The organism is Streptomyces sp. LaPpAH-108 (genome assembly GCF_000373625.1).
In the GTDB taxonomy this organism is placed as follows: Bacteria; Actinomycetota; Actinomycetes; order Streptomycetales; family Streptomycetaceae; genus Streptomyces.
The window spans coordinates 1,224,155-1,244,558 of sequence record NZ_KB891987.1 but is presented as its reverse complement, the minus strand read 5'-3'; the positions used below and the strand labels follow the sequence as shown (position 1 = coordinate 1,244,558).

Here is a 20,404-nt window from a genome sequence, read left to right as displayed (position 1 = left end):
TCCATCGGTCCCGGTACGGCGGGCGGTCCTCAGCGGCGTTCCTGGATGCGGAGCAGGTTGCCCGCGGGGTCGCGCACGGCGCAGTCGCGCACCCCGTACGGCTGCTCGGTGGGCTCCTGCACGATCTCGGCGTCGGCCGCCGCCAGCCGCTCGAAGACGGCGTCGAGATCGGGCGTGGCCAGGAGCAGGGTGGCGTAGGTGCCCTTGGCCATCATCTCGGTGATGGTACGGCGCTCGTCCTCGGTGATGCCGGGGTCGACGGCGGGCGGGGTCAGCACGACGGACGTCTCCGGCTGCCCGGCGGGGCCCACGGTGAGCCAGCGCAGTCCGTTGTAGCCGACGTCATTGCGCAGCTCGAAACCGAGCAGATCCCGGTAGAAGGCGAGGGCCGCCTCCGGGTCGTCCTGGGGCAGAAAGCTGGCGTGAATGCTGAGGTCCATGGCCGTCACGCTAGCCGCGGCCCGCACCGGGCGCTTCTCGATTCCTGACCGCTTTCCGCACCGGTTCCGGCAGCGGCTTCGGCACCGGCCTCCGCACCGGTCTCCGCACCGGCCGGGTGACCTGCTTCACCACGCACGACGGCATCCCCACGGTCGCCCGCGCCGCCTCGCTCCGGTACACGCTCGGCGGCATCCCCACCAGCTCCGTGAACCGCGTGCTGAACGTCCCCAGCGACGCACACCCCACCGCGAAACACACCTCGGTCACACTCAGGTCCCCGCGCCGCAGCAAGGCCATCGCCCGCTCGATCCGCCGCGTCATGAGATACGCGTACGGCGACTCCCCGTACGCCGCCCGGAACTGCCGGCTGAGATGCCCGGCCGACACCCCGACCCCCCGGGCCAGCGCCTCCACGTCGAGCGGCTGCGCGTACTCCCGGTCCATCCGGTCCCGCACGCGGCGCAGCCGGGCGAGGTCGCGGAGGTCGGGGGCGGGGGGTCGTCTGCTCACGCCCAAAGCGTGCCACAACGGGCGCGGGATGGGCGGGCCCGCGCGGTCGAACGGTCGGTCACACGGTGAACCTGACCGCCTCGAGGCGGCGGTCGTTCTCCAGGGCGCCGCCGAAGACGTAGGCGGGGCGGGCGTTCGCGCACCCCGTCCCGCTCCAGGCGGTGGAGCCGACGCGGCGGGTCGCCTGGCAGACCCGGCCGCTGCCGACGTTGATGGCGAAGCCCAGCATGTCCGGGGCGCCCTGCGTGGTGCCGCCGACGCGGAAGTTCTTGCCGTCGCCGGTCACAGCCGTCCACTTCGGCTGCCAGACGCCCTTGCCGTCGGTCGAACCGGGCTTGTGGACAAAGGCGTTGGCGGCCGAGCCGCCCGTACCGCGCACCGCGATCTCCAGGCCCTTGATGGCGCGGTTCCGTCCGGTCGTCCCGGCCATCGTGCCGTCGCACACGGGCTTCTGCCAGCCCTGTCCCGCGACGTACGCGCGGTAGCAGATGTGCCGTCCCCCGGGGTCGCTCGCGGCGAGCCGGTTCACGGCGGTCCCGGCCGTCTCCGCCGGGGGCTTCGCCGTGACGGTGGCGGTGGCCCGTGGCGGGCGCGCGGTGACGGTGACCGTGACGCCGCCTCCGGCGCCGCCCTTCTCCTGCGGCTTCTTCGACTTCTTCGGCTTCCCGTGCTTCTTCGGTCCTGAGGTGGTGGGGGCGGGCGACGGTGAGGCGGTACGGGGCGCGGCCGGGACGGTCGGAGGTGCCCCGGTGGCTCCCGGGGACGCGCTCTTCACGTTGCTCGCGCGAGCGGTCTCCCGCTGGTGGCCGTCGTCCGAACCGCCGCTGCCGATGATCACCAGGGGGACGACCACGAGAGCGGCCACCCCGAGCGCCACGGGGCCGACGACCAGGGGCCTGCCGAGGAAGCCGGGGGGCTCGTACTCGTCGTCGGACTGGCGGGCGCGGGGGCGTGGGGGGACGGGGGTGGCGTCGGGGACGGGGGCAGGGGCGGGGTCGGGTTTCTCGGCGCGGACCGCGGACCCGGGTCCGGGGGCGGTGCCGGGCGGGGCGGCGCTGTCGGCCGGGGCGGCACCGGCGTCTCCCGCCTCCATTGGTCCGGCGCCGTCCGCGCTTCCCTCCCCCGTCGGCGTCTCGGCGCCCTTCCCCTCCAGCCGCTCCTCCTCCTGCCCCAGCAGCCTGCTGGAGCCGTCCGGGGCGACCTCCACGTGCGCCACGTATCCGGCCGAGGGGTCGCGGACGGCCGCCGTCACCGGGGCACCGCTCTCGCGTGCGTGGCGGTGCAGGGCGTCGAGGACGGCGTCGTCGACGCTCTCGCCCTCCCGTGGCAGGACCGCCTCGCCATCGATCGCGGCGGAGCCGTCGTCGGAGATCACCACCGTGAAGCGGGGCCCTGAACCGCCGTCCCCGGCCGGTGCGTCCACCGATGCGCCCGCCGGTGCGTCCGCCGCTTCGCTCCCGTTCGTACCCATCCGCGCCCCTTCCCTCGTGCCTGTCTCGTGGCGGCTGCCGCGCACCACAACGGCTGCGGTGCCGCAACGGTTCACATCGTCCGGGCCGAAGGGGCGTGACCTGCCGCAATAGGGACGGAACCGCATGTTCCGTCCAGGGTGCCGACGGGCGGGCGCGGCTCAGTAAGGTCGTGCCGTGAACGCCTTTGAGAATGCCCTGCGTTTCGCCGTGCTGGGGCCGGTGCGGGCGTGGCGCGGTGCCGACGAACTGGACCTCGGTTCGCCGCAGCAGCGGGCGGTCCTCGCCGCTCTCCTCTTACGCAGGGGGCGCCCCGTCCTGCTCGGCGAGCTGTTGAGTGCCGTCTGGGGGGACGAGCCGCCCCCGGCCGCCGTGTCCGTGGTGCGGACCTACGTCTCCCGCCTCCGCAAGGCCCTGGAGCCGGACCGCTCCCCCGCCCGGCCCCCGAGCGTCCTCGTCTCGGTCGGGGACGGCTACCTCGCCCGTGTCGCCGACGACGCCCTGGACCTGGCCGTGTTCCAGCAGCGGGCGGAGGAGGCGCGGCGGTTGCGCGCCGCCGGTGAGGTCGCCGCCGCGCACCGGCTGCTGCACTCCGCGCTGGAGGCCTGGTCCGGTCCCCCGCTGACCGGCGTACCGGGTCCGCTGGCCGAGGCGCGCCGTTCCTGGCTGACCGAGGAGCGGCTGAACGCCCTGGAGGCACGGCTCGACCTGGACATCGCGCTCGGGCGGCACACCGAGGTGACCGCCGAGCTGCGGGCGCTGACCAGCGCGCATCCGCTGCGGGAGCGGCTGTCCGAGCTGCTGATGCTGGCGCTGTACCGGTCCGGGCGGCAGGCGGAGGCGCTGGCCGCCTACCGCGCGATACGCACCGCCCTGGTGGAGGAGCTGGGCATCGAACCCGGTGCCGCCCTCCAGGACCTCCACGAACGCATCCTCGCCGCCGACGCCTCCCTACTGCCGGACCCGGTCCCGCCGCCCGCGCCCCGGTCCGCCGAGCCCACGGTGCCTGCCGAACCCGCCGACGAGAGCGCCGTACGGGCGCCCCGGCCCGCACAACTGCCCGCCGCGCTCGCGACGTTCGCCGGGCGCAGTGCCGAACTCGACCGATTGCGGGCCCTGTTGCCGGACGACGGGGGCGCCCCGCCCGCCGTGGTGATCAGCGCGATCGGCGGCATGGCGGGCATGGGCAAGACCACGCTGGCCGTGCACTGGGCCCACGAGGCCGCCGACCGCTTCCCGGACGGGCAGCTCTACGTCAATCTGCGCGGCTTCGACCCGGTCGGCCAGGTGGTGCCGCCCGAGGAGGCCGTCCGGATCTTCCTGGACGCGCTCGGCGTCCATCCGCTGCGCATTCCCGCCGGGCTCGACGCGCAGACGGCGCTCTACCGCAGTCTGCTCGCCCGGCGCCGGATGCTGGTGCTGCTCGACAACGCCCGTGACACCGAGCAGGTGCGTCCGCTGCTGCCCGGTTCCTCCGGCTGTCTGGTGATCGTCACCAGCCGCAGCCGCCTGGCCGGGCTGGTGGCGGGCGAGGGCGCCTATCCGCTGACGCTGGACCAGCTGTCGGCCGCCGAGTCGCGCGATCTGCTGGCCCGCAGGCTCGGCGCGGACCGGCTCGCGGCGGAACCGGAGGCGGTGGACGAGATCGTGGAGCGGTGCGCCCGGCTGCCGCTGGCGCTCGCCATCGTCGCCGCGCACGCCGCCGAGCACCCGGGCTTCCCGCTGCGTGCCGTCGCCGGGGAGCTGCGCGCGGGACGGGGTCTGGACGCGTTCGCCGGGGGCGACGACCTCACGACCGACGTGCGCGCGGTGTTCTCCTGGTCCTACCGGGCGCTGTCCGCCCCGGCCGCCCGGCTCTTCCGGCTGCTCGGCCTGCACTCCGGACCGCACATCCCGGCCTCCGCCGCGGCCGGGCTCGCCGGGCTCGCCCCGTGCGACGCGCGCGCTCCGCTGGCCGAGCTGACCCGCGCCCATCTGCTCACCGAGCGCTTCCCCGGCCACTACACCCTGCACGACCTGCTGCGCGTGTACGCCGCCGAGCGCGTCCAGGCCGAGGAGACGCCGCTGGAGCGGGAGCGGGCGGTCGAGCGGCTGCTCGCCTGGTATCTGCGCGCGGCCGACGCGGCCTATCCGCACATCACCCCGAACCGTCCGCGCGTCCCCCTGGGCGAGCTGCCCGCCTCGGGCCCCGCGCCCGCGTTCGGCTCGCACGACGAGGCCCTGGACTGGTGCGAGACCGAGCGGGCGAACCTGGTCTCGGCGGTGCACCAGGCGGCCGAGGCCGGGCTGACCGGCATCGCCTGGCGGCTGCCCGCCGTGCTGTGGGGCTTCTTCTATCTGCGCAGTCACACGCACGACTGGCTCGACACCGCGCGCACCGGCCTCGCCGCCGCCCGCGCCGCGCACGACCGCGCGGGCGAGGCACAGGCCCTCACCGACACGGCCGCCGCGCTGCGGGTGGCGGGGCGGTACGACGAGACCATCGAGCATCTGCACCAGGCGATGCGCAGGCACCGTGAACTCGGCAATCTGCGGGGCCGGTTGATGGCGGTGGGCAATCTCGGTGACGCCTATCTCCAGGCGGGGCGGCTCGACAAGGCCGTCGAGTACACCCGTCGCGGCCTTGTCCTGGACCGGGCCATCGGCGCCGCGTGGGGCGAGGGCATCGCGCTGTGCAACCTGGGCGACGCCTACCAGCGGCAGGGCCGCTACGACGAGGCCGCCGCCTGTCTGGAGAAGGCCCTGACCATCGTGCGCGAGGCGGGCAACCGCTGGGTCGAGGGGGTGGCCCTGGACATCCTGGGCACGATCCACCACCGTCTCCACCGCCACGAGGAGGCCGTCGCGTACTACGAGCGGGCGCTGGAGGCCCACCGGGACATCGCCAACCGCTGGGGCGAGGGCACCACCCTCGGCCACCTCGGCGACGTGCGGCTCGACGCGGGCGAGACCGAGGCGGCCCGGGACAGCTGGACCCGGGCCCTCGCGGTCTTCGTCGACTTCGGCCACCCGGACGCCGACCGGATGCGCGAGCGCCTGGACGGCCTGGCCGCGCCCGAGGAGACACCCGCCGCGTCCGAACCGCCCGTCCACCCCGCCTGACATCGCACCCCTTCGCCGATCGGCCCCGCCGTACCCCGACCGGGACACGGCGGGGCTCCTCCGTTTCCGCTACTTCCTGCGGACCTCCTTGCCCTTGGTCTTGCTCTTGCTCTCCTGGGTCGACCGGCGGTGCCGCTCATGGTGCGTCGATTGGCGCGACGAGCCCTCGCCCGAGGTCGCCCCGTGCCGGCTCGACTCACCGCCCGACGGCAGGTGGGCCGCGGCGGGCGCGGTGACGGGGGGCTGCGGGGTGACGGACGTGGTGGACGTGGAGGAGGGCGCCGAGGACGGCGGGTTCCATCCCGGGGGCACCTGCCCCACGTCGGTGCCGAGGTTCGGGTTCTGGCGCAGCCCGAACATCTGGCTCGCCGGGTCCGGCTGGCGCTGGGCCGCCTCCAGGTGGGCGTGGTGGACGAAGTCGGCGGTGGTGGCCGCCGTGGACAGGGCGGTGCCCACCCCGGTGAGCCGGGTGCCGACGGTGGAGTCCGAGCCGAGGGCCGCACCGGCCGCGTTCGCCGCCGCCGACAGCACGCGTCCGGTGCTGGCGGCCACGTCGACGGGGTCCACATGGCCGCCCGCCCGGTACTGGTTGTACTGGGTGCGGTACTCGTTGGCCGCCACGAGGCCCTGGCCGACCATGCCGCCGACGTTCAGGGCGGTGCCGGCGGTGCCGGGCACGAAGGCGGAGACGCCCTGGAGGGCGCTGGGTCCGAGGTCGCGGCCCGCCCGCATGAGGCGGCTCCTGTTGTCCGACACCCACTGGATCAGGCTGCTGGCGGCCTGCCGGGCGCTCGCCCAGTTCCAGGTGCCCTGGTTCGCGTCGTACTGCGCGACGGCCTGCCGCTCGGGGTCCACCGCGTAGAAGGTGTTGTGCCGCTCGTCGTACACACCGTGCCCGGCGTCCGGGAACAGCGCGGGCGCGTCTTCCGGGACGGCCCGGCGGCCGTCCTCGATCTGCCTTCCGCCGTCGGAGAGCCTGACGGAGGTGTAGGAGCTGGCGTTGGAGTGGCCGCTCCCGTCGGAGATGTCCGATCCTGGCATTTCACGCTTCCTTCCATGTGGTCGCCGTCCCGCGGAGCCGTGGTCCGACGCCCCGCGCGACGTGCGGAGTCGCCGGATACGGCCCGGTATGCCGGACAGCTCCTCCGCTCGGCGACTACAACGGCCCGTCCGGGTCCGCCGGTTCAACGACCGCCTCACGCGGTCAGACGGGCGGGGGTGGCGGCGGAGGCGCGAACGGGTCGACGGCGTCCACGACAGGCGCCTCCTTCGCGCGGTGCATGCCGGGCTTGCACCCCGCGAAGGGGCCCTGCGGATCGCGCAGGGCGTCCATGACCGACGGGAGATGGTCCCGGTGCCACTCGGCCGGCCCCGTCACCGAGGAGCCGGGTCCGGTCAACTCGCCCCAGGCGAGCCAGAGTCCGTGCAGCTGGGCGACGGCCTCCGGATGTGCCCACCAGCGGGAGCACCAGGGGGAGGAGGAGGTGACCTCCCTGCCGTAGACGGGCAGCAGCACATGGTGGACCCACAGGGTCAGCCCCCGCAGCTCCCCCGCGTACGCGGCCCCCTCCAGATAGAGGATGAACCTCGGTGGCTCGGGGGGCGGTTGACCGCCGGTGGACTCGCTCGCCCCCACCTCGGGGCTCTCGGTCTGCGCGGTCGTCATGGCACTCTCCTGAGTCAACGGCATTGGTACGGCAGGTAGTTCGAGGGCGATGGCACGGCTCAGGCGTCCGGCCGCACCACGCCGAGAATCGGCATCGACGCGGCCGGGGAGACGTACACCCACCGGCCGGGGCGCGGGGCCTGGATGATCTTGCCGTCGCCGATGTAGAGGGCGACGTGGCTCGCGTCGGAGAAGTAGATGATCAGGTCGCCCGGGCGCATGCGGTCGAGCGGGACACGGGTCAGCTGCCGCCACTGCTCCTCGGAGGTGCGCGGGATCGTCACGCCCGCGTGCAGCCATGCCTGGGAGGTGAGCCCGGAGCAGTCGAAGGAGTCGGGGCCCTCGGCGCCCCAGACGTAGGGCTTGCCGAGCTGGCGGGTGGCGTAGGCGATGGCCTTGCGGCCCGCCGTGCCGCCCTTGGTGCTCAGCTTCTTGGGGACGCCGGTCTTCTCCCACGCGGCCTGCGCCCGCTCGGCCTGCCGCTTCTCCAGCGCGGCCAGCTCCCGGCGCTGTTTCTCGGCCAACCGGGACTCCAGCCGCCGTGCGACCGCGATGTTCTCTTGTACGGTGCTCCGCCGGGCCGCGCGCGTACGGCGGCTCTCCTCCAGGCGGCGCAGTTCGGCGGAGGCGTCGGCGGAGCGGGTGCGCAGCGTCGTGCGGGCTCTCGTCAGGGCGGTCAGCACGTCCTGGGTCGCCTGCTGGCCGCGCCGGGCCACGGAGGCGTCGTCCAGGGCGCGTTCGGGGTCGGAGGAGAGCACGAACTGCATCTCGGCGGGCAGTCCGCCGCCCCGGTACTGGGCGCGGGCCGCCGCCCCGGCCAGCGCGGTGAGCCGGGCGAGCTTCGTCTCGGTGGTGCTCACCCGGCGCTTGAGGGCGCGCACGCGCGCGGTCTGTGCGGTGACCTTCTCGTCGGCGGCGTTGTACTGGTCGGTGGCGACCTCGGCGTCGTGGTAGAGGCGCTGGAGCCGGGCCTGCACCTGGGACAGCGTCTCGGGGTCGGCGTGCGCGGGCGGCTGGACGGCCGCCGTCAGGGCGCAGGCCAGCGCGACGGCGGCGGTCACGTGGTGACGGGACGGCCGTCTCGTCCGGGGTGTCCCTCTCATCGGGCCACAGCTCCCTTCGTGAGGCGCCCGCGCGGGCTGCGCGGACCGGGCGCCCGTACAACGGCACTGGCCCGTACGGCGGTTCAGCCCCGACGTGAACCGCCGTACGGGCCGCGCCCGTTGTGCCTGCGGAGCACGCGGGCGGCGAAAGGGGCGGTATGAACGCGGGGTTGCTGGTGCTGGCGCTGTGCACGGGCTTCGGCCTGGGCTGTCTGGCGCTCGCGCTCCGGGCGCTGCTGACGGCCGTACGGCTGTGGGCGCGGGGGCTGCGGGTGACCGGGATCGTGACGGCCCGCGCGGCGGCCGACCGGCGCCCCGGCGGCCTGGTGCTGTTCCGCGACCACCTCGGCCGGGACCTGCTCCTCGACCCGGGCAGGTGCGGGCCGCTGTGCGGGCTGCCGCCGGTGGGCCGGAGCGTGCCCGTGGTGTACGCGCGGGAGCGGCCGGTCGTGGCCCGGCTCTGGACGATGCGGCATCTGCTCGCCCCGTCGTTCGGCTGGTTCCTGTCCTCGGCGCTGGTGTGCGGCGCCGGGGTGGTGGTGGCGCTGTGAGGACGCCCGGCATCGGCTCCGCGCGCCTGGCCGGACCCGATGTCCTGCGCGGCTGCGCCCTGTTCGGGATTCTGCTGGTCAACGCCCAGCTGATGGCGGGCCCTTACACGGCCTTCGGCGGCGCGCCGGACGCGAGCGGGGCGGACCGGGTGGCCGCCTGGCTGGTGAGCGCGCTGGTGACCGCCAAGTTCTACCCGCTGTTCGCCTTCCTCTTCGGCTACAGCCTCGTCCTCCAGGAGCGCTCGGCCCGGCGGTCCGGGCACGCCTTCGCACCGCGTCATCTGCGACGCTGCATCGGCCTGTTCGCGCTCGGCGCCGTGCACGCCGTGCTGCTGTACCCCGGCGACATCCTCATGACGTACGCCGTCCTCGGGCTGGTGCTGTACGGCCTGCGGGGGCTGCGCGCGCGGACGGCGCTGCGGCTGGCGGCCGGGCTGGTGGTGGGGCTCTTCGCGCTGCTGCTCACCGAGGGGCTGCTGACCGTCGCCCTGACCGAGCCGGTCACGGCAGCGGAGTACGCGCCCCGGGTCGCGGACGCGGTCGCCGCCCATCGCGGCGGCGTGCTGGCCGTGCTGGGCGCGCATCTGCGGGACCTGGGCCCCGCGCTCGGCGCCGATCTGCTGTACGCCCCGCAGATGCTGGCCGCCCTTCTGGCCGGGCTGGTGGCGGCGCGCACCGGGCTGGCCGGGCGGCGCGGCCGGGACCGGGTCTGGCTGCGGCGGACGGCGCTGCGGTGGCTGCCGCTCGGTCTTGCCGGGGCGGTGGTCTCCGCGTGCTGCACCGCGGGGCCGCTGGACGACCGGTGGTTCCTGGTCGGGCAGGCGTGCGCGGTGCTGACCGGCCCGGCGCTGACGGTGTCGTACGCCTGCGGGCTGCTCCTGCTGTTCGGCGAGCGGGGCCCGGCGGCGGACGTGCTCGCCGCCACCGGGCGCCTGGGACTGAGCACCTATCTGACCCAGTCCCTGGTCCTCGCCCTCGTCTTCACCGGCTACGGCCTCGGTCTGTACGACCGGGTCGGCACCGCGCCGCTGCTGCTGGGCTGCGCGGTGCTGTACTCGACCCAACTCGCCCTGAACACGCGCCTGGTGAGGCGGTTCCGGTACGGCCCCGCCGAGTGGCTGCTGCGTACGGTCACCTCGGCGCGGCGTCCCGCCGCCACGGCGCGGGCGGCCTCTCCAGCGTCGGCGCGGGCGGCTTCTCCAGCGTCACGGGCGCCAGCCGGCTCACGGCCCGTGCGGTGATGGCCTCCGTCTCCGCCCTGGCCGCCGCCGAGATCGCGCCGGCACCGGGCTCCTTGTACCAGGGCCGCAGCCGGATCAGCGCGGGCTTGACGCCGGTCGCGAGCAGCAGGGCGGTGCCCTTGGGCAGGGCGCGGATGCGGTCGGGCGGCAGGACGGCCTCCTGCCGGTAGGAGTAGGACCGTGAAGTGCCGTCCTTGCTGCGGGAGATGCTGGGGGTGCGGACGTCGTGCTGGCCGACGAGGGTGGAGATCTTCTGCACGAAGTCGGCGTCGTCCAGGCCCGCGCCGAGCAGCTTGACGGTCGCCGCGCTCCACAGGGCGTCCATCCCGACCTCGCCCCACACCCGGGCGCCCTGCCGGTAACTCTGCAGCAGGGTCACGACGTTGATGCCGCGCGAGCCGAAGTGCGAGTACAGGTCGGGCAGATCGGAGATGCGGCAGACGTTGGCGGCCTCGTCGAGCACGGCGGTCAGCGGCGGGTCGAGACGGCCGCCCATCCGCTCGGCGGCGACCACGCCCGCCCGCATCGTCGCGTCCGCGAGGCCCGCGATGACGCCCGCGGCCGAGCCGCCGCCGTCCTTGGACAGCAGGTAGAGGGTGTCGCTGCCCAGGACGTGCCGGTCGGGCCGGAACTCGGGCAGTGCCGGATCGGGGGTGACCCAGGCGAGGATCTCGGGGTCGAGGAGGCAGGAGACGGTCTGCCGGGCCGTCTCGTAGATGCCGTCCCGGGTCTCCACCGCGCCGCGCACGGTGCCCTGCAACTGCTCGGCCATCGCGGTCATCCCGGCCTCCCGCAGCAGGTCCACGGGGGTGCGGTCGGCCGGGTCGGCGAGCCAGCCCAGCAGTTCGTGGACCGGGGCGCCGCCGCGCGCGGCGGCGAGGAAGAGCGCGGTGAGGGTGTTCTGGGCGGCCGAGATCCAGAAGTCCTTCTTCGCGGTGTCGTCGTTGACGGACGCGACGAAGTGACCGGCCAGGCGGCGCGCCCCCTCGATCGTGTGGCACTCCCCGAGCAGGTTCCACCACATGGCGCGCGGGGAGTGCGCGATGCCCTGCGGGTCGAAGGTCCACACCGTGCCCGCCTCGGCGCGCAGGGCGCGGGTGACGGCGTACACGTCGGACTTGTTGGAGGTGAGCAGGACCGCGCCCTGGGCGCGCAGCACGCGCGGGACGGCGATCCCGGTGGACTTGCCCGCGCGCGGCGCCATCAGGTCCAGCTCCACGTCCTCGTGGCTGCTGCGCAGTTCGGGGCCGTCGGGGGCGAGGTCGCCGAGGAGGTTGCCGGTCTCGTCCGGGTGCAGCCGCTCGCGGCCCTTGAGCGAGGGCCGCAGTTCGCGGGCGCGCGCCTCGATGCCCTTGGGGCACATGGCGGCCAGCTCCCGGCGCCCGGCAAGGCCCTTGGGCCGGTTCCACCGCCCGCCGAGCAGGCGTACGGCGACGACGACGGGGGCCGTGAGCAGGACGAGCAGACCGAGCATCCCGGCGTAGACGGCACCGGCCGGGGCGCCGGGCCACAGGGCGCCCGGGCCGTCGCCGGTCAGCCGGGCGGCGGTGGACAGGGCGAACGGCGGGGTGTGCCAGCCGTGTCCGGCGAGGCCCGCGCCGAGTGTGCCGCCCGCCCAGGCGACGGTGAACAGGGCGAGGCCGCTCCCGGCGAGCGCGGCGAGCGCCCACGGCACCTGGTCGTGCGCTCCGCCGCTGGAGCCCGCGCGGCTCACGCCGTCCACCGCCCCGGCTCGGCCGCCCCGGGCAGCCCGGCGGCGGGCAGGGCGCGGGGCCCCTCGCCCGCCGCCAGGGCGACCTGCGCGGCACTGGCGCGTACGGCCTGCTCGACGGCGTCCTCGACGTCCGTCCAGCGGGTGTTGGTGTTGTGCAGCCGCCGTTCGGCGTCGGTGATGGCGACCTTGATGGGGATGCCGGGCCTGCCGCCGACCTTGATGAGGAAGCGGCCCCGGCCCGGCGGCTCCTCGTGGTCGCCGGTGACGCCCCAGCCGGGCGGCGAGGACCAGGACGAGACGAGTTCGATCTCGCGCCGCGACAGCCCGACCACCTTGCCCAGGTCCTCCATCTCGGCCTTGGGCAGCCCCGCGCACACCACCATCCCGGCGCGCTCCACGAACCCGCGCGCCTTGGCCCGGTCGGCGTCGGTGCCCAGGGCCTCGGCGTCCTTCAGGGTGTGGGTGATCTTGGCGTCGCCGAGTCCGAGGGAGCGGTTGAGCCGGGTGAGGGCGTCGATGCGGTCGACGATGCCGGAGGCGGCGCGCAGCGGACGCCACAGCTCGTCCAGGACGGTGAAGAACCAGCGCCGGGGCGCGAGTCCGGCGTCCGCGAGGGCGTGCGAGGCGGCGACCGTGCCGAGCCCGTCGGACCAGGCGGCCAGCATCGCGGCGGCCGTCAGCTGGGTGTCGGCCTCCCCGATGCCGGAGATGTCGATGCACACGGCCGGGGCGTCCGGGTCGATCCGGGTGGAGGTCTGCGAGGCGAAGGTGTCGCCGAGCGGGCCGTCCAGGATGCCGAGCAGCGACCGGTGCAGCGGGTCGACGGCGTCCCGGTAGCGGGCGTCGTCGCCCCGGTCCAGGGTGACGGCCCGCACCCGGTCGGGGCCCTCGGCCAGGACGCGGAGCACGTCGGGCAGGAGCGGGGCCCGGCCGGGCGCGGTGCGCTCGCGCAGATGGTGCAGGACGGCGGAGAGCACCGACTGCTCGTGGTCGTCCATGGGGCGCCCGCGCACGATGGTGACCAGGGCGGCCACCATGTTGAGCACACGGCCGTGGGTCTCGGCCTTCAGCACCTCCCCCGCCTCGCCGCCGATCCGGGCCGCCGCCGCGCCCATGGCCCCGGGGTCGAGGACGTTGATGCCGCCCCGGCCCCGGCCGATGGAGATCACCTGGCCGCCGAGCGCCCGTACGGTGTCGGCGTAGTCGGGCTTGAGGTCGCCCAGGACCAGCGGGACGACGCCGGTCGCGGCGAGCCCGATCAGCATCCGGTTGACGAGCGTGGACTTGCCGAGGCCCGGCATGCCGAGCATGAACAGCGACGGGTTGGAGATGAAGCGGGCCCGGGTGAACCAGTTCAGCGGGTCGCCGCACACGGTGGCGCCGGTGAACAGGTGCTGGCCGAGCGGCACTCCGGTCATGGGCGAACCCGAGCCCGCGGCGAACGGCCACATGCCGCACGCCTGGACAGTGGTGGCCCGCCACATGGTGGGCGGGTCCATGTAGCCGACCCGGCCGCCGCCGACGCCGTACCAGCCGCGCGGCGGCACGAACGGCTCCCGGGCGGCGGACGGCCGCTTGCGCGCACCATCACGTCCGCCCCGGTCCTCGGCGGCGGGACCGGCACCCGTGGCGCCCTCGATCCCCGGCTTCCCCGTCCAGGACGGGTCCTGTCCGGAGCCCCCGGCGAGGAGGTCCGCGCGGGCCCGCTCCTCGGCCGCGCGGTCCTCCCGCTCGGCCCGCTTCTCCGCGCGGCGGCTCACAGCGCCTCCTGCAGCTCGTGCGGGATCAGGGTCTGCTCCCAGGGCAGGACGCCGACCGGCAGGGTGCAGCTGAACGCCGCCGCCTGCATCCGGTCGGCGGGCCGCATCAGCACCCGTGAGGCGGCGGTCAGATTGCGCACCGCCACACTGGCGTCGGCCAGTTGGCCCACGTCGTCCACGGTGACGGTCAGCATCAGGGAGAACTCCACGAGCCCGGCGCCCGACGCCTCCTCGGCCGCCGTCTGCTCCGCCGCCCGCATCTCGGAGGCCGCGCGGGCCTGCACCATGCCCCGGCCCGAGGTCGCCATGAACTGGGCGCTGCGCCGGTCCGACTCCACGATGCGGGCCGAGGTCGCCGGGTCGATGGGCCGGTAGACGAGCGCGACCCTCTTGCGCCGGGTGCCGGGCGCGGCCTCCAGCATCCCGCGCAGCACCGAGGAGCGTACGGTCCCGCGCGGGGCCAGGGTCATCAGCCAGGTGCGGGAGACGCCCGAGTCGTGCTGGTAGCTGCCGACCGTCTCGACCGCGGCGGCCGGTCCGGCGTCGTCCCACTCCAGGCCCGTACCGCCGTGCTGGGCGCGGGCGTTGAGGACGTCGGCGGCGACGGCGGGGTCGTAGGCGACGCGGACGACCTCGGCGATCCGCTCGGCCGTCAGCGGGTAGGCCGCCCCGCCGCCCGCCGCCACCAGGCCGCTGAGCAGACCGGGCACGCGCACGGCGAGGTCGGCGATCACGTCCTCCTTCTTGCGCCGCTGGCCCGGCGAGACGCCGTAGGTGAGGGTGACGTAGGTGTGCATCTCGGAGGAGGCGGTCGGATAGCGCTCGACGACCTCCTCCATCACGGCGCGGGCGGCGTCCGGCGCGTCCGGGTGGATGCGGGGCAGCACCTCGTGGGCGAGCCGGGTGCCGGTGTCGGGCGCGGTCTCCACGACGACGCTCGCCCCGCGCAGCCCGGGTTCGTGGGCCAGCCGGGCCAGCCACTCCCCCCACAGCGCGACCCACACGTCGACCTGGTCGGCGTCGACCAGGGAGCCGCCGTCGGGGTCGCAGCCCAGGACGATGGTGTACAGGTTGCGGGCGGGGTGGTGCAGCACGCCGAAGGGCCGGTCGTAGGCGTCGCGGCCGTCGGACACGGTCACCTTGTTGAGCAGCCCTGGCGGGCGGAACCGGCCGCCCGGGCGCGCGGACAGCGGCCCGGAGACGTACAGGTGCGCGCCCTTGGCCCGGCGGCGGCGCCAGCCGACGCGCAGGGCGAGCAGCTGGTAGACGTTGCGCCCGTCCTGGGTGCGCACGGCGAGCGGCACCAGGAACAGGACGGTCGGCACGAGCACGACCAGCGCGGCGTACAGCGAGATCAGCGAGGCGAGCAGGGTCATGACGAGCCCGCCGAAGACACCGAAGGTGCCGACGAGTCCGAGCGGTCCGAGCCCCGGCCGCCTCGGCCGACGCCAGTTGCCGTAGGTCGGATGGGTCACGGCTTCCGTGGACATGGGGTCCGGTCTCCTTTCGTTGACGGTGGTTCGAAGGGGGGTCAGGTGTTGTGGCCGTGGTTGCCGTCGGCGCCGTCCACGGCACCGGCCGCGGTCCTGCCGAGGGCCTGCGCGGCGCTCGCCGCCACGACGACCGCGGCACCGACCGGGCCCCCGGCGGCAGCCGCCGCGCGTCCGGCCCCGGCTGCCGCGCCCGAACCGCCGCCCGCGCCGCCGCCCGCGCCCGCACCGGTGGCCGCCGCCGGCCGGGCACCCGACGCGCCGGACGACCCGGACGACCCGGACGACCCGGGATCGCCCGATGCCCCGGACATGCCGCTCCGCCCGGCCGAGCCGCCTCCGCCGGAGGTGCCCGACGCCCCGGAGGGTCCTGCCGGGCCGCCCCGGCCGCCCGATCCGGCGCTGCCGCTGCCCCCGCTCGCGCCGCCGAGCGAACGGGCGCCGGTCGCGAGGCTGCCGCCCACCGACGAGAGGGTGCCGGACAGGGCGCCGCTCGTGCCGAGCGCGGCGGTCGCGGGCACCACGAGCTTCAGCAGCGCGGGCAGCGCGACGGCGGACAGCAGCATCACGCCGATGCCCGCGATCCGGACGTTGACGTCGCTGCCGTCACCGTCGCCCGAGCTGTACGTCGTCATCACCGAGCCCGCGTACATCACGAGCCCCGCGGCCGGTTTGTACAGCAGCCAGGCGATCATCCAGCCGACGTGCTTGCGCCACCAGCCCGCGCCCCAGTCCGTCATGGAGGCGGCAGCGGCCAGCGGCAGGGTGCCGAGCAGCAGGATCATCACGCCGAGCCGGATGTAGAGCAGGACGGTCTGGACGATCCCGGCGAGCAGCAGCAGGAAGGCGAGCACCATCAGCAGGAACGCCTGGATGCCGCCGCCGTCCGAGCACTGGCCGATCGCGTCGAGCTGTTTCTGCGCGCCCTGCTGGAACAAATAGTCCGAGTAGCGGTCCGACAGGCTGGCCGCCGCCGTGACGATGGTGGTGGCCGCGCCGGAGACCAGGATCACCCGCATGATGCCCTTGAGGGCGGTCTTGCCCGCGTCCCCGCGCTGCTCGACGGCCATCCGCGCGGCGGCGAACAGCAGCGAGCCCACTGCCAGATAGACCACGATCCACTGGGACTGGTTGTTGATGTCCTTGGAGGTGTCCGTGTTCGGCAGGGTCGGGATGCTGGTGATCAGGTCGCCGAACACCTCGACGGCGGCGGCGAGGACGAAGTCCGCGATCCCCTTCATGATCGTGCCGATGGGGTCGCCGAGGAAGCTGAAGAACCCGACCAGGGCGTTCAGCAGCGGATTGCCGTCGTCGCAGCTCATGCCCGCGTCCCTCCCCACACGACGTAGCCGTTGGCGTTCTGCACCGAGCGCACCGGGCTGTGCAGGGAGCCGTCCCCGGAGGGCACCACCTTCCAGTCGCCGCCGCTCCAGCGCAGGTCGATGCTGGTCGCGGCGTATCCCTGGCTGCTCTTGATGAGCAGGTCCACGGTGGAGTCCTTGCCGTCGTAGCGGGTCACGGCGAACCCGGCGTACGACGAGACCGAGGCGCTGTCCGGGCGCCGCTCGGTGCCGGTGGAGCCCACGGTGGAGCGGTGGAAGACGAACCGGTCGCGGCCCCGGCCCGGCACGAGCTGCCGGTCGGCCACGGTCCGCCAGTGGGCCTCGCTCATCTGGGAGGTGATGACCTGGGCGGCGAGCACGGAGCCGACGGGCGTGTGCGCGAAGCACCACCACGGCGCCCGGTCGGTCACGGTGGGCCCGGCCGCCGCCGACACCGGTACGCGGACGACGCCGATCGCGCGCCAGCTGACGTCGTGCGGCGCGGTCGCGGGCACCGTGTTCCCGGGCGCCTCGTCGGTGTGGCACCCCGGGGGGCGGCCGTCGGAGGTGAGGGTGCCCCCCGTCGGCGGGCCGCCGGAGGCGGCGGCCTCGGTGTGGCCCGCGCCGTCGTCGCCCCCCGAGGTGAGCGCGACGATCCCGGCGAGGACGACCACGGCCGCGAGGAAGCCCGCCGACATCTGCCAGCCGCGCTGTTTCCAGTACGGCCCCTCCTGCACGGTCCGGCGCCGTCTGCGTGTGAACATCACCAGTGCTCCCTGTGTGCGGTTCCGTCGAAGTCGACGCTGGGCTAAGTCAGTTGAAGACGAAGCCGACCAGCGGTCCGGCCGTCGCGACCAGGACGCAGCCGCCGAGCACCATGCCGAGGCGGCTCATGTGCTCCGAGCTCTCGCCCCGCTTCAGGGAGATGGCCATCATCGCGCCGGTGATCAGCACCCCGGCGACTCCGGCGGCCGTACCGGCCCAGGCGGCGATGCCGAGCACGGTGTCGACCTTCGCGGTCAGTTCGCCGGGCGCCTGCCGGGTCGGCTGGGGCACGCCCGAGGCCAGGAGGCTGGAGGCTTCGAACAGCAGTGAGGACATGGGGATCTCCGGGAGTTCGGGGCGCCCGGCGCGAGCGGCGGGCGGCGGGGACATGCGGTGCGATGACGGGGTACGGCGCTCAGGGGCCGAGCAGTTGCAGCGAGCCGAGGGCCGCGACGAGCGGTCCCGCGCACGTGGCGAGCAGACAGCCGAGGGTGACGAAGAAGACGCCGCGGAAGTGCTCGCCGCCCTCTCCGGGGTCGCCCCGGCGCAGCTGGAGGGCCATCCGGGTGCCGACGATGATGAGCCCGCCGACCCCGGCGGCCGAGGCGCACCAGGCGAGCAGGTTGATGAGGGTTCCGGCGTCGCCGCCCGGGTCGAAGGCGGCCAGGAGCGGACCCGCGAGGAGGCGGTGGCTCGTCACGCGCTCACCCCGGAGTCCAGGTCGGCGCCCACCAGGCGGGCGAGCGTGGTCAGTTGACGGGGTACGGACCTCGGCTCGGCGCCCACGCGCCACGCCGGTATCCACGGCACCCGGTGCACATGGGCGGCCGAGCGCAGGACCCGGACGCGGCGCAGCAGGCCGAGCGGCAGCCGGGTGGGGGCGTCGGCGACGAGCACCACGGCCAGCAGTTCGAGCCCGTGCGGGGCCCGGCCCTCGTGCAGCGCGCCGAGCGCCCGGGAGACGGACCGCATCCCGTGGGCGCTGGTCCGGCCGACCAGCACGATCTGGCGCGGTTCGCCCCGTGCGGGCTCCGGCCAGCGGGCGCCCACGTCCACCCCGCCGAGCAGGTCGGCCAGCGAGGTGGCACCGGCCCCGCCGTGCGCCTTGACCCAGCCGACGGCGTCCTTCGACTCCGCGCGCGCGGGGACGGCGCGCCGGGGCTCGTCCCAGGGGGCTCCCCCGGTACGGCGCGCGGGGGGCGCCGAGCGGGGTGTGGTGCGCGCGACCGCGGTCGCGGGCCGGACCCCTTGCGGGGCCACGGGTGTTGGCGCGGTTCCGGACGCGGCCTTCGGGCCCCGTTCCCAGGCCCGTGGACCCGGCGGTGTCGCCGACTCGGTGCCCATGTGTGCCCCGCCTCCCTCTCCGCTCGTGCTTCCGCTGCTCTGGCTCATCTGTTTTCCACCGGTTTGAACTTCTTCGCTCCAGGACCCGTTGGGTGTGCCGAGTCCGACGGACAGCACAACGGGCCGTGCGGGCACAGCGGTTCAAGGCGAGGGGAAGAAGGCGGGCGCGATGAGCGCGGAGAACGGAGAGGGCGGGGAGCAGAGCGCCTCGAACGCCGTCAGGAACACCATGGCGGCCGGGGCGGGCTGCGGCTGTCTGCTGTCGCCCGTGGCCCTGCTCGGCACGATCGTGGTGGTGATCGTCTTCGGTGGGCTCGGTGTGCTGCTCGCCCCGCTCATCGCGCTGATCCTGCTGTTCGGCGGCGGGGGCGGGAGCGACTCCGGCGGCTCCTCGCCCGAGGACCAGGCGAGCCAGGCGGTCGAGATCTTCAACGGCGACGGCAAGGGCACACTCGACGAGGACACCGTCCCGGACGACCTCGTGGACCCCATCGAGAAGGCCGGTGCCCTGTGCGACGCGATCGGCCCGATCGTCATCGCCTCGCAGGTGGAGAAGGAGTCCTCGTTCAACGCCTCGCTGCTGGGCCCGGACGGCGAGAAGGGCCTCTCCCAGCTCCCGCCCGACATCTTCGAGAAGTACGGCAAGGACGACGACGACAACGACAAGGTCTCCGCACTGGACGCGGCGGACTCCGTCATGGCCCAGGGCCGCTACCTGTGCGACCTGGCCGACCAGGCCCAGCAGGCGATCGACGACGGCCGGGCCCAAGGCACCGTGCTGGACCTCGCGTTGGCCGCCTACGACGTGGGGATGGACTCCGTCCTCGCGGCGAAGGGCGTGCCGAACACCGCGGAGGCACAGGGCTATGTCGCCGCGATCCGCGCCCAGTTCGCCAAGTACTCGGGCGTCGCCGCCCCGCCCGACGGCGCGACCCCCGGCGTCACCCCCACCCCCACCGACGGTTCCCTCTGAGGAGGATGGTCATGATCAGTCACCAAGTACGCGTGTCCGGCGGGGAGTTCGCCGTCATCGACGGGGAGACCGTCACGGCGGGGCCCGGCGGCTCCGTGCACGACGCCGTCCTCGACCGGTTGCAGCGGTACGCCGAACGGCGGGGCGCGGCCGTGGCGGCGGCCGTGGCCGAGGACACCGGCCGCTTCGTCCTGGAGGTCTCCCCGGACGGCTCCAGCCGCGTACTGCCGTCCGAGGCGTCCGAGGAGACGGCGGACACGCCCGAGGCGCCCGAGGTCGCACCCAGGGAGCCGGAGCCCGGCCAGACCCAGGACCGTTCCGCCGTCGCCGCCGCACTCGCCCGAGCCCGCGCGACCGCCGCCGCCCGCGCCACTCCCCCGGCGCCCCCCGCACCCGCCCCGGACCCCGACGCGGCCGTCCCGCCGCAGCTCGCGGAGCCCGTGACCCGCATCAACACCCTCGCGCGGACAGGGCACTTGGACGAAGCGCTCGCCGAGGCGACCGCACTGCGCGAGCGCCTGGCCGGTTCGGCCGGGCCCGAGCATCCGCACACCCTCCAGGCCCGGGCCGTGGAGGCGTACCTCGCGCACCTGAGCGGGCGGCACCGCGAGGCGACCGTGCTCGCGCTGTCCGTGGCCCGGAGCCGCTGCGGGGCCGGGGACGCGCAGGCACCGGCCGAGGTGGTGCGGGCGGCGGCGGCCTGGCAGCGGCTCGACGACGAGCGGGCGGCCGTCGTGCACGGGCGCGAACTCCTGCACATGTGGGACCGCCTGGGCAGCCTGGGCCCGCTCCCGCCCGGCCACGCGGAACTCGCCGAGCGGGTGCGCGGCCAGGTCGAGTCCCTGGAGGCGTACGCCTGACCCGGCGCCGCGCACCCGCGTGTACGCCGCCGTAGAACGCATGTACGCCGTCGTAGAACGTCCGTCAATCCAGTGTGGAACCGCCCTCGGAAC

19 protein-coding genes are annotated in these 20,404 nt (G+C 75.0%); 5 read left to right on the top strand and 14 right to left on the bottom strand.

Annotated elements, in window-relative coordinates; all coding sequences use genetic code 11:
• Window positions 1-29: 29 nt before the first annotated feature.
• The 3 genes from B079_RS0105695 to B079_RS33190 form a co-directional block, all read right to left on the bottom strand.
• On the bottom strand, window positions 30-440 hold the full coding sequence (locus B079_RS0105695; RefSeq protein WP_037801282.1) for a VOC family protein: 411 nt from the start codon (window positions 438-440) through the stop codon (window positions 30-32).
• 10 nt (window positions 441-450) lie between these two features.
• Window positions 451-885, bottom strand: a complete 435-nt coding sequence (locus tag B079_RS31390; protein ID WP_018544813.1) for a helix-turn-helix transcriptional regulator — start codon at window positions 883-885, stop codon at window positions 451-453.
• A gap of 124 nt (window positions 886-1,009) precedes the next feature.
• On the bottom strand, window positions 1,010-2,422 hold the full coding sequence (locus B079_RS33190; RefSeq protein ID WP_018544812.1) for a hypothetical protein: 1,413 nt from the start codon (window positions 2,420-2,422) through the stop codon (window positions 1,010-1,012).
• Between the two features lie 175 nt (window positions 2,423-2,597).
• On the opposite strand from B079_RS33190, the gene B079_RS0105680 reads away from it, so the two are divergent.
• Complete coding sequence (locus B079_RS0105680) at window positions 2,598-5,522, top strand: AfsR/SARP family transcriptional regulator (protein ID WP_018544811.1); 2,925 nt, start codon at window positions 2,598-2,600, stop codon at window positions 5,520-5,522.
• A gap of 69 nt (window positions 5,523-5,591) precedes the next feature.
• Here the strand turns inward: B079_RS0105680 and B079_RS0105675 are convergent, their stop codons facing one another.
• The 3 genes from B079_RS0105675 to B079_RS0105665 form a co-directional block, all read right to left on the bottom strand.
• A complete protein-coding gene (locus B079_RS0105675) occupies window positions 5,592-6,563 on the bottom strand; it encodes a hypothetical protein (RefSeq protein ID WP_018544810.1) in 972 nt (323 codons plus the stop codon).
• A gap of 163 nt (window positions 6,564-6,726) precedes the next feature.
• Window positions 6,727-7,188, bottom strand: a complete 462-nt coding sequence (locus B079_RS0105670) for a DUF4913 domain-containing protein (protein ID WP_018544809.1) — start codon at window positions 7,186-7,188, stop codon at window positions 6,727-6,729.
• A gap of 59 nt (window positions 7,189-7,247) precedes the next feature.
• Window positions 7,248-8,249, bottom strand: a complete 1,002-nt coding sequence (locus B079_RS0105665) for a C40 family peptidase (protein WP_018544808.1) — start codon at window positions 8,247-8,249, stop codon at window positions 7,248-7,250.
• A 200-nt stretch (window positions 8,250-8,449) separates the two neighbouring features.
• On the opposite strand from B079_RS0105665, the gene B079_RS0105660 reads away from it, so the two are divergent.
• Together B079_RS0105660 and B079_RS31380 are read left to right on the top strand one after the other, a co-directional pair.
• Window positions 8,450-8,842, top strand: a complete 393-nt coding sequence (locus tag B079_RS0105660) for a hypothetical protein (RefSeq protein WP_018544807.1) — start codon at window positions 8,450-8,452, stop codon at window positions 8,840-8,842.
• On the top strand, window positions 8,839-10,083 hold the full coding sequence (locus tag B079_RS31380; RefSeq protein WP_018544806.1) for a DUF418 domain-containing protein: 1,245 nt from the start codon (window positions 8,839-8,841) through the stop codon (window positions 10,081-10,083). Before B079_RS0105660 ends, B079_RS31380 begins: the two co-directional genes overlap by 4 nt.
• Here the strand turns inward: B079_RS31380 and B079_RS0105650 are convergent.
• The 8 genes from B079_RS0105650 to B079_RS0105615 all read right to left on the bottom strand — a co-directional run bounded on the left by B079_RS0105650 (window position 9,974) and on the right by B079_RS0105615 (window position 18,394).
• Window positions 9,974-11,806 carry a type IV secretory system conjugative DNA transfer family protein gene (locus B079_RS0105650; RefSeq protein ID WP_018544805.1) on the bottom strand — a complete coding sequence of 611 codons (1,833 nt, stop codon included), beginning with the start codon at window positions 11,804-11,806 and terminating at the stop codon, window positions 9,974-9,976. The two genes, B079_RS31380 and B079_RS0105650, sit on opposite strands and share 110 nt — an antisense overlap.
• Entirely contained in the window at window positions 11,794-13,557 is a 1,764-nt protein-coding gene (locus B079_RS31375; protein ID WP_018544804.1) for an ATP/GTP-binding protein, read from the bottom strand. The genes B079_RS0105650 and B079_RS31375 overlap by 13 nt, the downstream gene beginning before the upstream one ends.
• Window positions 13,554-15,047, bottom strand: a complete 1,494-nt coding sequence (locus B079_RS0105640) for an SCO6880 family protein (RefSeq protein WP_018544803.1) — start codon at window positions 15,045-15,047, stop codon at window positions 13,554-13,556. The genes B079_RS31375 and B079_RS0105640 overlap by 4 nt, the downstream gene beginning before the upstream one ends.
• Window positions 15,048-15,088: 41 nt before the next feature.
• Window positions 15,089-16,369, bottom strand: a complete 1,281-nt coding sequence (locus tag B079_RS0105635; protein ID WP_018544802.1) for a hypothetical protein — start codon at window positions 16,367-16,369, stop codon at window positions 15,089-15,091.
• Window positions 16,366-17,133, bottom strand: a complete 768-nt coding sequence (locus B079_RS0105630; RefSeq protein ID WP_018544801.1) for a hypothetical protein — start codon at window positions 17,131-17,133, stop codon at window positions 16,366-16,368. Before B079_RS0105630 ends, B079_RS0105635 begins: the two co-directional genes overlap by 4 nt.
• A 49-nt stretch (window positions 17,134-17,182) precedes the next feature.
• Window positions 17,183-17,470, bottom strand: a complete 288-nt coding sequence (locus B079_RS0105625) for a hypothetical protein (RefSeq protein WP_018544800.1) — start codon at window positions 17,468-17,470, stop codon at window positions 17,183-17,185.
• A 79-nt stretch (window positions 17,471-17,549) separates the two neighbouring features.
• Complete coding sequence (locus tag B079_RS0105620) at window positions 17,550-17,834, bottom strand: hypothetical protein (protein WP_018544799.1); 285 nt, start codon at window positions 17,832-17,834, stop codon at window positions 17,550-17,552.
• Complete coding sequence (locus B079_RS0105615; RefSeq protein WP_018544798.1) at window positions 17,831-18,394, bottom strand: hypothetical protein; 564 nt, start codon at window positions 18,392-18,394, stop codon at window positions 17,831-17,833. The genes B079_RS0105620 and B079_RS0105615 overlap by 4 nt, the downstream gene beginning before the upstream one ends.
• Before the next feature lie 253 nt (window positions 18,395-18,647).
• Here B079_RS0105615 and B079_RS31370 point away from each other — a divergent pair, with 253 nt between their 5' ends.
• Window positions 18,648-19,451, top strand: a complete 804-nt coding sequence (locus B079_RS31370) for a lytic transglycosylase domain-containing protein (RefSeq protein ID WP_018544797.1) — start codon at window positions 18,648-18,650, stop codon at window positions 19,449-19,451.
• 11 nt (window positions 19,452-19,462) lie between these two features.
• Window positions 19,463-20,311, top strand: coding sequence for a hypothetical protein (locus tag B079_RS0105605; protein WP_158684943.1), 849 nt, complete (start codon window positions 19,463-19,465; stop codon window positions 20,309-20,311).
• Window positions 20,312-20,404 lie beyond the last annotated feature (93 nt).